Raw genomic sequence first — 15,041 nt, forward strand, 5'->3', positions numbered from 1 at the left:
TCCCAACTCGTTCAGCAGGTGCCGTGGGGACGACGATGGCCCGTATCCAGATGCGGATGCGGATGTGTCGGGGCTGCCCTCGGGGACCAGGGCATGTCCCTGGACCCCGACGGATGGTGGCCTTTGTCCGGATGGCCGCCAGGGGGTGCTCACCGCATCTGCGGCCGGTCGGCGGCCTTTGCGCAGTGCCGGGCGGGGCCGCCTCCTTGCGGCCCCGCCCGGCGGGGTTTGCTGCATCCGATGACGTCAGCGCAGGCCGAAGGCCCGGGTGATCGTCTGCGAGACGCGGTTGCCGGCGCTGTCCTTGGCGGTGACCTTGAGCGTGGCGAAGCCGGCCGACTTCGGGGCGTGCAGGGCGGTCTGCCATCCCGCACCCTTGCCGCTCAGGGTGGCCTTGTGCCAGGTCGCCCCGTCGTCGTAGGAGACCTCGAGTGAAGGCTTGCCGACGGCGGCGGTGGTGCCGGGCAGGTGGGAGGCGGTCACCGTCAGCTCGGCACGCCGGTCCGCCCGGCCCGCCGTGTCGGTGTCCACCGCGTAGTCGAGCTGGATCAGCGCAAGCGGCTCGGCCGACTCGACGCCGGTGGCCGCGGAGGTGAAGTTCCACTCGGTCAGCGTGTGCGTCGAGTACGGGCCGGCCCAGGCCGCCCGGTCGTTGTCGACCACCAGCCGGTAGGGCAGCCGCTCGGCGGCGCGCCCGGGAACCGACAGGAACTCGGCGTCGCCCCAGTCGAGCTGCTCATCACCCTGGTAGAGCGACATCCAGTCCTTGACGTCGTAGTTGCCGTGGGCCTCTCCGACGTGGCCGCCCGCGTCACCCCACCCCGGTGCGGGGATGTACAGGGTGTCGAGGTAGCGCACGGGCTGATAGCCCCGCGGCCCCATCCGGGGCCGCTGGATGGGCCCGAACCAGTTGGTCTTGGCCCTCTTGCCGGCCGGGTAGTGCAGGATGTCGATCGAGTGCTGCCCCATCTCGGAGGGGATGAAGGCGTCTTCCACCCAGTCGGTGCCTGCGGTGACCCAGTCGGTCCGCTCACCCTGGGCAGGAGCCGACACCATGTTCGCGATGATCCAGCCCCGCCACACGTCGGTGCGGAACTCCATCGCCTTGCCCGGCCGGTGGTTGCGGAACGAGACGTCCACGCGGGCCAGATCGCTGCGCTTGACCTGCCAGGTCGGGTCCGCCGGAACGGCGCCCGTCCAGTGGTGCACCACGTCGTAGAGGTAGTCGGTGGTGGGGTGTGAGGTGGCCTTCAGCGTGACCGCTCCCTTCTGGAGCGCGTCGATCAGGTCACCGCCCTGGTCGGCATCGAGCGTCGCCACCGTCAGCGGAGCGGGCTTTTGCGGGCCCCACAGCGTTTCGTCCCAGGGCTGCAGCCGGCCGATGCCGTCGTTGACCACCAGCAGCAGTTGTGCGCCCGCGGCCGCAGCGGCCTTCGCCTGCTCCTCGATGGTGACGGTGTTGCTGCGCCGCACCACCACGGCCTTGCCGCGGACGGTGCGTGCGGCGACCTGCTCGGGCGTGCCCTCGCCGGCGAAGACGGCGGTCAGTTGCCGGGTGCCGGCCGGCAGCGGCTCGGCCGCGCGCTTGACCAGCGGGTCATGGAAGGTCTGCGTCTTCGTGGCCAGGCTCAGTGCCGGCTGCTCGAGGCGGAAACGGGCACCGAACTCGAACTCGCCGTCGGTGACCTTCTTGCCGGTCGGCAGCGCCCACACGCTGTCGTAGGCCTCGCCGGGCAGCATCGAGGTCTCATCGAAGCGGCCTGCGCCCCAGCGGCGGCTGATGTCCAGCCGCGGAGCGACCGCGGTGGTCTGCTGCGGCGTGCGGGCCAGGATCTGACGGGCCTTGCGGGCGTCCAGGGTCACGGTCCGGTCCTGGTCCAGCTGGACGTCGGTGAAGCTGAGCATCGCCATACCCAGCGAGTGGGGCCCGTTGGCCCCCTGCACGTCGGCGATGAGCCATCCGCTGTAGCTGCCGGCGGGCACCCGCAGGGTGTCGGTGCCGGACTCGTCGAGACGGTAGGTGCCGGAGAAGTGCTCCGCGGTGAGGACGAAGTAGCCGCTCAGCGGCGCGCCCCAACGGTCCTTCGCCACCACCTTCAGGTGGTGGCGCGCGCCCTCCTTGGCAGCGCCGATCAGGGTCCGGGCCCGGATTGCTCCGGTGCTGTCCGTACCGGTGATCATGCCGCTGACCGGCCGGTCGGCGGGCACCAGGTCCAGTTGCGCGGTCAGGGTTATGGAGGTGTTGTCGTGCGCGGGGATGCTGATCCGGTTCTCGGAGAGGGTGAACGCCCCCGCGGGCGCGGCTGCGTCGACGGCGAGGTCGAGGCTGACCGCAGCATCGCCGGTATTGGTGTAGGTCACCTTCTGCACGTCGCTCTGCGCGGGCTTCGTGGGCCAGGCGTGGAAGCCGGAGTAGGCGCTGGCGGTCGCGAAGACCGAGGCGTGCACGGCCGCGAGGGCGTCCAGGCGCCCGCTGCCCGCCTGGTACGGCGTGTACGCCTTGGTGGCCTTGGTGCTGCTGACCAGCGCGTCCTTGAGCTGCGGGCCGCTCCAGTCGGGGTGAGTGGCGGCGAGCAGTGCGGCAGCACCAGCCACATGCGGGGTGGCCATCGACGTGCCGCTCATCGTGGTGTACGGGCCCGAGCCGGAACTGTCCTTGGAACGGGCCGCCACGATGTCGACGCCGGGGGCGGTGATCTCGGGCTTCAGCCCTGCGTCGCCGCTGCGCGGGCCCTGGCTGGAGAACTCGGCGAGCTTGTCCTCGGCGTCGACGGCGCCGACGGTCAGCGCGGCGTCCGCAACACCGGGGCTGCCGACCGAGTACGGGTCGGGGCCGCTGTTGCCCGCCGCGATGACGAAGAGCGCGCCGGTCTCCCGGCTGAGCCGGTCGACCGCCTGGCTCATCGGGTCGTCGGCGTCGCCGCCTCCGCCCAGACTCATGTTGATGATCTTGGCCTGTGCGTCGCGGGCGGCCCATTCCATGCCCGCGAGGATCCAGGACTCCTGTCCGCTGCCCCGCCGGTCGAGGACCTTGCCGACCTCCAGTCGGGCGCCGGGCGCAACACCCCGCTCCTTCCCGTCGGAAGCCTTGCCGCTGCCGGCGATCGTCGAGGCGACATGGGTGCCGTGGCCGACGTAGTCGGTCATCTCCTCATCGTCCGGCACGAAACTGGTGGTGGCATCGATCTGCCCGGCCAGGTCGGGGTGTTCGGTGTCCACGCCCGTGTCGAGCACGGCGACCTTGACGCCCTTGCCCGTGTTGCCTTCCGTCCAGACCTGCGGCGCGCCGATCTGGGCGGTCGAGTCGGCCAGGGCCGCCTTCACCTTGCCATCGAGCCAGATCTTGGCGATGCCGCCCGCGAAGGCCGGCTTCGCCGCCGATCGGGCCGTCGTCGCGGAACCTGCGGTGAGCGCGGACCAGAACACCGGCGCCTGCCCGCGCTTTTGCTTCAGCGCCGCGCCCTGGATGCTGTCCAGCCGGCGCACAGCAGTCGCCCCGGCCGGCTTCGGCCGAATCCGCGACCTGGCGGCGGCATCGGTGTAGCGGACGATGAGCGGCAACGCAGCGGCGTGCGCGTCGTCATAGCCGTCAGCGATCAACTGCGTCACGTTGAACAGCCGCTTGTCGAGCTTGCCGGCACTCACATAGGGCAGCGCGGCGTCGGGATAGACATACGTCGCACCCTCGACGACCGAGGTGTGGAAACCGGTCGCCCTGCCGTCCGCGCCTTCGAAGGACCGGACAGTGGTGCCGTCGCCGGCGGTGCCGATCGTGACCTTGTCACCGGTGATCAGGGTGACACTGCGGGTGCCACCGCCTTCGGGTGACTGGTGTCCGGCACCGGCAAAGGACAGGGCACCGGTGTCCGCGCGCGCCGCGGCGGTGGCCGGTAGGACCCCTATCGCCAGAGCAGCGACCGCGGCAAACACGATCGGCCCCGGCCGGGAAATGGGAACGCTGGGCAAGAAGACCCCTCGAGTGGAGCGAAAACGCAAAAGCCCGCACGCCGCCGAGCATCCCGCACCATCGCCTGGGGGCTCATGCTTCCGACCATGCGCCCGGACCCAGGGTTCACACCGGTCATGCGACTGCATGACCGACTCGTGGCCGCCCAGATACCCGCGCGCCGTCGACTCCTGCTGACTGTGCGCTCACCCTCACCCATCAACGCCACCGACTCGACCTGATTCGGCCTGACCCGAACAACGACATTCCACAAGGACCACACCAGACCGCCCGGTTCGGCCTCACCCGAACAGCGGCAATGCGCAAGGACCACACCAGGCCGTCATCACGTGCCGGGCGGCATGGCGTAACCCGTACAGGCCGGTGACCGTCCCCTTCACACAGACACCCGCAACTCCCCACACACAGCCAGGGCTTCACACGCAAAGAGACGACACCCCCCCTCGCCGAACGGGAGCCTTTGGGGAACCAGCAAGCACACCACCGCCGGCCGGCGGACTGAATGTCGGACCCGTTCCTGTGTGCCGTTTGGACGGGCGCCGACACGGCCGGCCGGGCCCAAGCACCGTCGGCGCCGGCCCGGACTATCTCACCGCGCCCGGCACCTGCGGCCGCCTCGCTCACGGGCAAGTTCATCGTGAACAACCCGGCCTCCGTCGCGCGTACTCAACGCCGGGTCGTGAGCTACTGGAGCTGCTGCCACCGGGGCACCTACGCAAGTTTTCGGGGCCACCCGGGGTGCACTCTTGTGGACCTCCTACGGTCCGCTGCCTTTGACGGAGCAGGACGTCCCTGGCCCAGCCTCACTGCGACCGGCGCCAAGCCGGACGGCTACTGCCAGCGGTCGGCGCGTTCCACGAAGAGGTCACGCAGGTGGGCAAGGCTCCGCTCGGCCAACGGGCGCAGGGCCGGGGCAGCGGCGCGGGCGTCCGCCTGCAGCCGGGCCACGGCATCGGGGCCAAGGACGTCCCTGGCCTCGCCGGCGAACGACGTCTGGGCGAGCCACTCGTCCAGAAGGCCGGCAGTGACCTCCAGATGGAACTGAAGGCCCCAGGCGGCCGGCCCGGCCCGAAATGCCTGGCACAAGGTGGTGTCGGTGCGGGCCAGAACGCGAATGCCGTCAGCGGGCACGATGCGGTCGCCGTGCCAATGGAGCACGGCGGGGGCATCAGCCAGCGGGCCGACGACCGGATCGTCACGGTCCACGCCGTCCAGCGGAAACCAGCCGATCTCGCGTCCGTGACCGAGCTCGGCACCCGTCCGTACCGCCAGGCCCAGGGCACGGGCCAGGAGTTGAGCTCCCAGACACACCCCCAGCGTCGGAGTCCCGGACCTCAGCGCCTGGGCCAAGAGCTCCCGCTCCCACTTCAAGGCCGGATGTCCCGCCAGGTCATCAGCGTTCATGGGACCACCCATCACAACCAGCCCCGCCAGCTCGGACACGAGCGGCAGATCACTCGCCGAGGCGCCCGGCGTGTCGACCAGGTTGCGGATGTCGACGTCGAGACCGCTGCCGCCCAACACCTCCAGGATCAGCCCCGGCCTTTCGACCTCAAGGTGCTGCAGGACCAGGACACGACGCGCGGGCACAGGGGGATCTCCTCGCACAAACGGGGAACCACAGACAGGGCTTTGTCCCTGCAGATTGTCCCATGCAACGGTCCAGGTGAGCGTTGACGGTGATCGACGCCAAGACGTCGACGACGGTCCTTGTGGTCCATGAAAAGGGCCGTACCGAGCCCGCCTTCCCCACTCGGGTCCAGACAGCCCGATCGGCGTGTCGGCTCCGCGCGCGGCCCGATCATCCTCAGCACGGTCGGTAGATCGCCGGTCACGGCGCCTCGCGCGAATGCGGCGGTGGGCCCTCGCCGCAGCCAGGCGAACCAGGCTGCACCAAGCGCCCGCAAGCCGACACCCCGATCATGTCCCAAGGGCCCCAGGCGTCGTCGTTCCGGCATGGTGACGGTCGGGCGCCTGGTGTCCGACGGCCCGTGGAAGCTGTTCGAGGATGCGGTGCCGCGAGCACCGCATCGCCGCAGGGCGGCGGACGACGACGCTTCGGTGACCGCGAGACGCCGGCGACGATCTTGTATACGGCCACATCCGGCCGCACCGGACAGCAGTTGCCGCCCCGCCACAACGCATCTCCGCCGAGCCGGGCAGACGGAACCCGGACACGATGAACCCACCCGTTCACAGCACCCGCCACAGGCGCGCGTCCTCAGCCGTCCCCCGGCACATCGAGGAGGGCCCGGCCGAGGGGAGTAAGGCTGTGCAGCACTGAATTGCGGTGGCGCAGCGAGCAGATCAGTCCGGCTTCGCGAAGAACGGTGGCGTGTTCGCTGGCACTCGCCGGTGCGATACCCGCACGAGCGGCCAGCTCCTTGGTGGAACACCCTTCGTGCTCCGCGATGGTGGTGAGCACCGCCGTACGCGTGCGGCCCAAAAGCATCGACACACCTGGCACACGCCCCTGACCCGGCACACACGCACGGGGGGTGAGGTCACCGGGACGTTGGTCCGGACAGGCCGGGTAACTCACCACAAGAGGCCGGCCCCCGGTCACGGCGGCGCGGGCGCCGAACATCGACGGAACGAGCAGCAGCCCCTCACCGTCCAGGAAAACATCCCGCTCGGATCCGCTGACCATCCGGACCTCCAGAACCGGCGCCTTCCACCGCATCCACTGAGGATTGGCCCGGGTCAGCAACTCCTCGACACCACCGGTCAGCAACTGCTGCAGACGCAGCGTCCGGTCGACCGCCAACTGCTCGGTGAACCGGCCCCACTGCGGAGCGAGCAGACACGCATGGAGATCACCGAGCCCCGTGCACAGCTCGGCGAACAACGCGGCATCGTCCGCCAGACGGCGCGCCCACACGGGCAGCGAAGGACGACACCGCGCCGTCTCCAGCACACTCGCCCTGACCTGCTCACGCGGTGTGCTGCGCACCTGCTCCAAAAGCTCCTCGATCGCCCCCGCCCTGGCCGGGCTGAGGAAGCCCGGCGAACAGCCCACAGCAGGCATCAAAGCCAGCACCGCGCGAGCCTGGGCGGACAGCTGTGCGCGGGCACGACGGCGCCAGGCATCCAGCCGGGCGGGCCGACACCGGCTCTGCAGGGCCCGCGCCGCAAGCTCCAGCTCGTGCAACGGCATCGGCGCCTGCGCCACACGCGTCCGGGCCAGATCTTGAACCGTGAAATGAATGCGGTAGACCATGACAGCCTGGGCGATCCTTCCAAAAGTCGTCCTTCGGGCCAGGCCGAATCAGAGCGAGAAACGTATCGATCAAAGAGAAAAGCCGGCGCCGGCCCTCCGGCCGGCCGACATGCTAAACCGCCCGAACACGTGCAGGCGAAGACACACGGTGATGCCCCGGCCCGGCACCGGCACACGCACACACGCACACACGCACACCTACGACATACACCCGCAGTTCCGGGAAAGGTTGGTTGTCTGCGGGCCGAACACCACGGCACCCACCCCGACAACACCGGCCAAGAACAGGTCCGCCCCACACCCCGCCGCCGCACACGGGCACGCGGACCGGACGGGACGGCAATCCCCTCGCGAACACCGGGGCCACCGGCACAGCAGCCCTGACCTGTACGGCTCCCGGCAACCGACCAGCCGATTGTGCAGGCACTCCCCCAACCACCGGGCCTGCACACGGTCCGCCGCCGCCCAAGGGCGCCACACCCGCAGACAACCGCCGGCCGAGCCACCCGATCACCAGTAATGCCGCCCCGGCCAGCGCTGTCAAGACTGCACCCACCCGGGCACACCGATGACTGAGGGCCTGCCCGGCGACCGACACGTCACGTGACCTAGGAAGCCCGACATCGCCCGCCCTGCAACACAGTCACCCGGCTGATCCCCAGAGCGCCCGCCCGGATCCATCATGAGACGGCGACGGACAACAGGAGCAAGGCCGCACCAGGCCGCGCCGATCAACCGGAGCAACGGCCCGATGTCCCACCCCCACCCTGTACGCCCCCTGCGAAACCGACGCCGAACACACCCCTCCGGGACGCCCAAGAGTTCAACACGATGTGAAGGCCTGGCGGCCCAGACGGCCGGCGGCCCTGACGGGCCGGGCGTCATCCACACAGAAGTTGGTTCCCGCCCCTCTGAGGGTGGATCGGAAAAGCGAGCGAGCGCAATGAGCAACACCCGCACCACAACGCCACGGGACCTGCTGATCACCGCTCTCGACCAGGACGACAGCCGAGCCGTGCGTACGGGTGAACTGTCACTCGCCCTCGCAGGCGCCGAACTGATCGATCTCCTGAAAGCCCCGACCATCCGCCTCGACGGCGGCCGTATCGTCCCGGGCCACCTGCCCGCTCCGGCGGACCCCCTCCTGAAAGAAGCAGCCGCCTCCTTCGTCATGACCGAACCCTACGAAACGATCGCCGACTTCCTGTGGCGCCGGGGCACACACCTGACCGACACATACATGGCCGCCCTCGAAACAGAAGGGGTCCTCGCACGACGCCGCGGACACCTCCTCCGCAAGAAGCAGACAGTCCTCGTCGACTCACCACCCCGCCATCACGCGGCCGAACGCTGGGATACGGCAGAACCCGTCCTGAGCACCCTCGCCGAAAACCTCGGCATCCGACACCCCCACACCACAGATCCACCCGACATCAGCGACTACGCCGTGCAGAGCGTGCTCGACGCCGTGAGTGCAGCCCTCCAGGAACTCGAAGCCGAACGACAACGCCGCCGCATCGAACAGGCAGCCTTCGACAACATATGGCGCAACCTCGACGACTGACCCCACACCCAGCACCAGGTGCCCACCCCACCCGCCCCTCCCCCAGGCGTTCTTGTATGAGAGGTCCCCGCACGGGACACAAACCGCCGACGACCCCCTCACGAGACACACGCCGCAGACGACCCTCGCCCCAGCCGCCGGTACCGACGCCGGCGACCACCCCTGCGCCGCACTGGCCGTGCCCAACCCCGGCACGGACACCACCCCGCACGCCCCCAGTCCCCCGGGGTCTGCTGCGCGGAAACCCCCGAGCCCCTCGCGGGCCACCCTCCGAAGGAAGAGCACCATGCCCTACGACCTGCTCCCGGACCGCACCCTGGACAAACGCGAACTCCAGGAACTCGTCGACACCCTCGCCACCCGCCCCGACCTCTGGCGCGAGCAGGTCGCCTTCTGTGACGAGGCACGGCACTACGCCTCCCTGCACCGTGACGAGTACGTCGACGTGTGGCTGCTGTGCTGGACCCGGGCGAACGACACCGGCTGGCACGACCACGACATCTCGTCCGGCGCGGTCAGCGTGGTGCAGGGCGCGCTGAGCGAGTCCAACCCACGCATAGGCGGCAGTCACCTGTCCGTCACCGTCGGGACCGGCGAGTCCTTCAGCTTCGGCCCCGAGCACATCCACCGGCTCACCGGGGCCACCGACGACGCGGTGTCCATCCACGCGTACTCGCCGCCGCTGTGGCGTCTGGGCCAGTACGACATCACCGAGGACGGCCTGATGCGCCGCATCTCCGTCTCGTACGCGGACGAACTGCGCCCCCCGGACAACCCGGCCGCCTGACACCCCTCCCCGCCACGACGACCAGTACGCCGCGGTGAAACACACACCTTCCCGACTCATTTGTGAGGACCGATCTCTGTGCCGTATGACATCGAAAAGCCCGACGAGCAGTGGCGCGCCGAGCTGACCCCTTCCGAGTACCAAGTCCTACGCCGCGCCGCTACAGAGATGGCCTTCACCGGCGAATACACCGACACCAAGACGCGAGGCGTCTACTCCTGCCGCGCCTGCGGCGCCGAACTGTTCACCTCGACAGAGAAGTTCGACTCCGGCTGCGGCTGGCCCTCCTTCTACGGCCCCAAGAACAACGACGCAGTCGAACTCACCGAAGACCGCGCCCACGGCATCGTGCAGACCGAAGTACGGTGCGCCCGCTGCGGATCACACCTCGGACACGTCTTCGAAGGAGAAGGCTTCCCCACCCCCACCGACCAGCGCTATTGCATCAACAGCCTCTCCCTCCACCTCACCCCCCACGACAACTGACAGCAGCAGACGAGAACTGATCACCCATGTCAGTGCACAAGGTCAACCCCGGCATCGTGCCGGATCGCAGTGTCCACTCAACTGCCGGACAAGACCTGCACAGTGCGTTCTGCGTGCAAGCGGTGTCCCAGCGGGATGAAGCGCCCGCAGCACATCCCACCGGCCCGGCCCCCGGCCGGCCGCGACACCTGCGGGGTCGGGTCCCTTGCGTGCGGGACTCCTCACGCAGGCGACCCGACCCCGCGCAGACACACACCACAAGTCATCCCTGCGATCAGCACGTCGCATGACTGGCCGCCACGCGAGCGGAATACCGCGTCACGGTACCCAGGGAGAACGACACCACCCCCGCAGGATCTAGGTCACATGACAGATTCCGAGGACCGCATCCCACACTCCATACTGCGACGTGTATGGTCCTCCGGCCATGAGGCTCTTCCGACCGCGCGCCAAGCGGAATAGTGAACCCCCTGTGTCGCGGGCCATGGACCTGTACAGGGCCGGGCGCTACGCAGAGGCGGTGACCGAGGCCCGCGCCGTGGCCCGGTCGCTGCCACCCGATGACACGTACACACCGCTGGCACTGAGCATCACCGCGAACGCGACGGGCGCCCAGGGCCGCCATGCCGACGCACTCGCCATATACGACGAAGTGCTGCCGGCCGTCGGAAAGACTTTCGGAGCTGATCACTGGCAGACCCTCAAACTGCGCTCCGACCGCGCCCAGACGCTGGCCGCGCTCGGTCAGTACGCCGAGTGTGAGGCAGAGTGCGCGGCCGTCGCCCAGATGGCGAGCCGCGGTACAGGGGAGTTGAAAAACGTAGTCAGGGCCGCCAGTAACGGGCTGGTCTTCGCTCTCAGCGCGCAGGGGCGCCACCCGGAGGCCGAGGAACGCGCCCGCGAGGCCCTGGGCGCCCATCCTGAACCGGACCGGCTGACTCTGGCATTGCGGCTCGGCCTGGCACGCAGCCTCAACGGCCAAGCCCGCCACGAGGAGGCCCTCGCCGAGGCGGAGCACGTCCACGGGCTGTGCCGCAGCCTGCCCGCGGGAGAGATCCGCCCAGAGACCGGCGCCATCGAGGTGGTCGTAGCCGCCGCCCTCCTGGGACTGCACCGCTACACCGAAGCTCGGATTCAGGCCGCAGCCGCTCACGAGGCCTGTCTCGCCTCATTCGGCCCGGACCATCGCCGCACAGTCGAGGCTCAGGCTCTGCTCGACCGAATCGACGCCGCTTGATCGGACCGAGCACTGCGACTCCGGACAGGAGTGTCCCAGGTGTCCAGCGGCCGGTCATAGCCCTGAACTGCACGGACCCCCGGACAGCTATGTTTCCAACTGACCGGGGTGTCCGGGAGTCGGCTTCACCGACGGGCCGCAACGTGTTCTGCAGGCCACTGTGCCCTCAGTGGCGACGGCGTCGGCCCGGCCCGGCTACACCCGGACACTCGACACGCTCTGCTGGGACTCAGCCCGACTGCAGGCCGGGGAACAGCGCCCGACTTGCGAGTTCGTCCGGCCACACGCGCTCGGCCACAGGGGAAGCAGGACCGCGCAGTTGCGGCATCACCCGCTGAAGATCCCTACGAATCCGATCAGCCTCATCACGCACCTGCGCCGGAATATCGCCGCGCTCCGTGATGAGCTGTCGGTAGATCGGGGCTTCCTGGAACACGAACAACGCGTCCTTCCTACTTGGCGGCCCACGCGGACGCGGAGGCAGCTGCCGGGTGTACGGGCGAACCAGAAGCGGACTCCGCGCAGTCTCGCCAAGTACCTTCCCTAACCGTGGTCGTCGACCGATCCCCGTTCAAGCGTTGATGCGGACGACAACGGCGCGCCAGCAGGGGTGAACCGGACTACGATGCCACCACCATCGTCTCCAGGTGCTCCACGTGCCTCCGCACATCTCTCAGTTCGGTCCGCTGTTCTTGTTGACGCACGGGAAGCCGTTCCCTTGTGGTGGCGAATTCCTCCAGACGCCCTGGCGCCAGACGCCGTGCGGACAACGCAAGGAGTCGAGGAAACATCCTGTGCGCTCACGCGTCCCTGGGCTGTCCGAACCCGAGACGAGCTGTTGGAGGCCGGCCCGGTACAGGTCGTGCTCCACTGACACCACGGCTACGGGCAGGTGCTGTTACCGGACGCTGCGCATCGCTCCAGGGTGCGCAGGGAGGTGCTGACCCACATTCGCTGTCGGTGGTGTCTTCTACTGTCTCCCTCATGGGAAACCACTTCCAAACCATCGTTGATCTGGACGCCACGCGTGCAGACGTCCGAAGTCGGGCAGCCAGTGGCCTCGAGTGGCTGGTGAGGGAAGGGATAGTCCGAGCTGAACTCACCGATTGCGTTCTCGGGGCTCCGCTGGGGCATCCGCCCGGGCCCTTCTGGACCAAGGCGGTCGGCCAAGAGGACTGGGAGCCCAGCGACGGCCTCAACATCGAGACTGGCCGAACCGTCTTCACCGGTGGCCAGGGTGATGCCATGTTCGCAGTGTGCCCCCACTGTGCCGGCCGGGTAGACCTGTACACCGACGAGTGGGACACCATCGAAGGCGCGTGGGAACCCTTCGGAAAGGCCATAGGAGCCTGGCACGACACAGGCGACGCCACCGTTGCCTGCCCACGTTGCCGGCGACCTGGTGACTTGACTGCGTGGACTTGGGCCGATGACTATTACGCCTTCGGATACCTCGGCTTTGAGTTTTGGGACTGGCCCGAGTTCAGCCCCAGCTTCCTCAACGGATTCTCACGCGCACTGGGCGGCCACCGCACGGTCCTCGTCGGGGGCAAGCTCTGACCTTGTCTTCAACCTTTACATCGGTTGACGCCTGAGGCATGAGGTGTGCCGGGGCACGGCAGAGGCGACAGCCACCCCAGATGCACGCATGCGTGATGCCGGGATCCTCCAGCTCGCTGAGCAAACAGCCGACCTTAGCCCGGATCAATGGCTGCTGAAGTTCGCAGAGCTCTTGGTCCAGGCAAAGAGTCCTGAGCACCAGACGACCGCTGTTCAGCGAACAGACCGCCCGGCACCGGTCGGCCCTGCCTCGCCCTGTTCGAGACGCCCTCACCGCCTACCACCGCCAAGCCACCGATCAAGTGGAGCCTCGTAGGGTCACTCGTTGCTCGTGCTGGCCAGGTCGTCCCACACCCGAAAAGGAACTGAGGTACGGCGACCCCTGGCGGATGACCTCGGCGTCCGCCGCCCCCTTCGGCGCGACCTGTCGTCACTGCAAGATGACGTTGACGCCCCGGCCCGCGAAAATCTCCAGGATCCCATCGAACAGGATCACCTCGCCGCCATCCCTGGTGGGCCAAAGCTCGGCCGACGAGGCCCTGGTCGTGGCCACCCGCTACGACAAGCTCGCGGTCCGCCATGAGGCCACTGTCCTCGTAGCGGCCATCAACGAGTGGCTGTGATCAGCACGTGTCCCTAGAGCTCGTAGTCCTGGGCCAGCTCCTCCCAGCAAATGCTGCGAAGAGCAAGATCAGCAATCTCGCCCGACGGGACATCCGGGGTGGCCTGGAACCAGGCCACGATGAGAGCGGAGCGGTGCAGCACTGCGTCGAGTTCAGGATCGACTGCTGTAGAGCCGAAAACACCGATGCAAGCTACGGAAGGCAGCACCTCAACGGGGCCGAAGGCGCCAGCAGTCTGGTCCGGATACTCGCGGGAGGGCAAAACGAGATGTACCGGCGCGAAGGAGTACGCGTGCTCGGCCTGTCGCAGGAGGCCACTGACCTTCATGTCGTTGATGCGCTGGCACGGATAGCCCTCCAGCATCCCCCCATAGGTCGAAGACATCCGCAGCTCGGTGAGCTCGATCGAACGACCGGACGAGAGGGCTATGTGGCTCAGCGACATGCCGACACCCTATGTACATGATCCGCTTCCGATACACGCCCTAGGCCAATTGGATCGTTCCGGAGCAGCAGAACAGCAGCGCTCTCCAGCGGGCAGCAGCCATGCGGCCGCCATGTGGCGAGGTCAGCTCGCCTTGCGCAACGGTGCTGCCTGACCGTTCCTGTCGGACCGGCTCCAGCAGTTCGTCTTCGAGATCGTCAGAACACTGGCCGACTGGCCCCCGTGCGCCAAGTAGCACCCGAGAGCCCACCCTGCCTTACCACCGGCGCGGGCTCTCCCGTCTTCGGAACATCAGCCCCTCGTGTCGATCAGATAGCGCGATCGGCGCTCCGCCTCTGAGGGTCCTACCGACTTTGCCCCCTGGTGCGGCTCGGCTGGATCCCCCCGACCTCTAGGCCCAGTCCTCGTCGTCGTCAACAGGTTCTGGCTCCCGGCTGTAGGCGAGGTCCAAGATGTACCGTTCGGTGACGGGGCAGTTGTCCCATGCCTCTGTGAGCCAGTTGTCGGGGGCCTCTTCGGGGAGCTGGGCAATGGTGGTGTCGTAGTAGGCGCCTGCCGCTTGCCGGTCGGTCCACCAGACGTGGCCCTCGTAGACGCCTGGACGGGGCAGGATGACGTCGTCGGGGGCGGGGCCGCGGTCGAGCTGTCCCACGACGAGGATGCCCGTTTCGGACTCGAGGCTGATGTCGACGTGGCCTTCGGCGTCGGCCGACGGCTTGGGCGGAGTCTCCCAGATGCGGATGGTGATCTGGACGGGCATGTCGGGTTGCAGGCTGAGGAGGTACAGGTGGTACCGGTTTCCCGCCACCACCTGTACCTCGGCGGCGTCCAGGGCGGCGCTGTCGCCGAGGAAGGCGTCCGCGTCGTAGACCTCCAGGACGCGGCGGCCGGGGGTTGCAGTGATGTGATGCTCGGCGAGAAGCGCCATGACTAATCGGAGCCTTTCAGCTAGTTCGTGATCTTCACGTAGAAGGGGTCGCCGTTCTGTACCCGGTTGAGTGTGTACACCGCGTTGACGTACTCGCCGCCGAGTCGCTCGAGAGGTCTTCTCGTGATCCATGTTGATCTGAATTGATGTCACTGGGTCGCTGCGGCAGCCGTCAGTGCTCCGGGAGCGGATCATCGGTCCTCGACGTGAGAGGGTGGCTCGCA

The 15,041-nt window shown here is 68.2% G+C and carries 11 protein-coding genes; 5 read left to right on the plus strand and 6 right to left on the minus strand.

From position 1 onward, the window contains the following. Positions 1-246: 246 nt before the first annotated feature. From ACZ4IF_RS42175 to ACZ4IF_RS42185, 3 genes are all read right to left on the minus strand, one after another. Positions 247-3,930 carry a S8 family serine peptidase gene (locus tag ACZ4IF_RS42175; protein ID WP_467573810.1) on the minus strand — a complete coding sequence of 1,228 codons (3,684 nt, stop codon included), beginning with the start codon at positions 3,928-3,930 and terminating at the stop codon, positions 247-249. Between the two features lie 868 nt (positions 3,931-4,798). Then, positions 4,799-5,557: a type 1 glutamine amidotransferase gene (locus ACZ4IF_RS42180; RefSeq protein WP_467573812.1), complete on the minus strand. Its 759-nt coding sequence runs from the start codon at positions 5,555-5,557 to the stop codon at positions 4,799-4,801. A gap of 631 nt (positions 5,558-6,188) precedes the next feature. Beyond that, positions 6,189-7,187 carry a winged helix-turn-helix domain-containing protein gene (locus ACZ4IF_RS42185; protein ID WP_467573814.1) on the minus strand — a complete coding sequence of 333 codons (999 nt, stop codon included), beginning with the start codon at positions 7,185-7,187 and terminating at the stop codon, positions 6,189-6,191. A 943-nt stretch (positions 7,188-8,130) separates the two neighbouring features. On the opposite strand from ACZ4IF_RS42185, the gene ACZ4IF_RS42190 reads away from it, so the two are divergent. From ACZ4IF_RS42190 to ACZ4IF_RS42205, 4 genes are all read left to right on the plus strand, one after another. Then, complete coding sequence (locus ACZ4IF_RS42190) at positions 8,131-8,751, plus strand: GOLPH3/VPS74 family protein (protein ID WP_467573817.1); 621 nt, start codon at positions 8,131-8,133, stop codon at positions 8,749-8,751. Positions 8,752-9,037: 286 nt separating this feature from the next. Beyond that, entirely contained in the window at positions 9,038-9,538 is a 501-nt protein-coding gene (locus ACZ4IF_RS42195; protein ID WP_467573821.1) for a cysteine dioxygenase, read from the plus strand. A 78-nt stretch (positions 9,539-9,616) separates the two neighbouring features. Next, on the plus strand, positions 9,617-10,024 hold the full coding sequence (gene msrB, locus ACZ4IF_RS42200) for a peptide-methionine (R)-S-oxide reductase MsrB (protein WP_467573825.1): 408 nt from the start codon (positions 9,617-9,619) through the stop codon (positions 10,022-10,024). Between the two features lie 520 nt (positions 10,025-10,544). After that, the gene (locus ACZ4IF_RS42205; protein ID WP_467573828.1) at positions 10,545-11,261 is read left to right on the plus strand and encodes a tetratricopeptide repeat protein; all 717 of its coding nucleotides are present in this window, start codon (positions 10,545-10,547) and stop codon (positions 11,259-11,261) included. 229 nt (positions 11,262-11,490) lie between these two features. Here ACZ4IF_RS42205 and ACZ4IF_RS42210 read toward each other — a convergent pair whose 3' ends face one another. Beyond that, a complete protein-coding gene (locus ACZ4IF_RS42210) occupies positions 11,491-11,697 on the minus strand; it encodes a hypothetical protein (RefSeq protein ID WP_467573833.1) in 207 nt (68 codons plus the stop codon). 548 nt (positions 11,698-12,245) lie between these two features. Between ACZ4IF_RS42210 and ACZ4IF_RS42215 the strand changes: the two genes are divergently transcribed. Further along, on the plus strand, positions 12,246-12,821 hold the full coding sequence (locus ACZ4IF_RS42215; protein ID WP_467573835.1) for a hypothetical protein: 576 nt from the start codon (positions 12,246-12,248) through the stop codon (positions 12,819-12,821). Positions 12,822-13,457: 636 nt separating this feature from the next. On the opposite strand, the gene ACZ4IF_RS42220 is transcribed toward ACZ4IF_RS42215, so the two are convergent. Both ACZ4IF_RS42220 and ACZ4IF_RS42225 read right to left on the minus strand, forming a co-directional pair. After that, complete coding sequence (locus ACZ4IF_RS42220) at positions 13,458-13,889, minus strand: hypothetical protein (protein WP_467573838.1); 432 nt, start codon at positions 13,887-13,889, stop codon at positions 13,458-13,460. 391 nt (positions 13,890-14,280) lie between these two features. Further along, entirely contained in the window at positions 14,281-14,817 is a 537-nt protein-coding gene (locus ACZ4IF_RS42225; protein WP_467573841.1) for a hypothetical protein, read from the minus strand. Between the last annotated feature and the right edge of the window lie 224 nt (positions 14,818-15,041).

Source organism: Streptomyces sp. NPDC025784 (assembly GCF_055558435.1).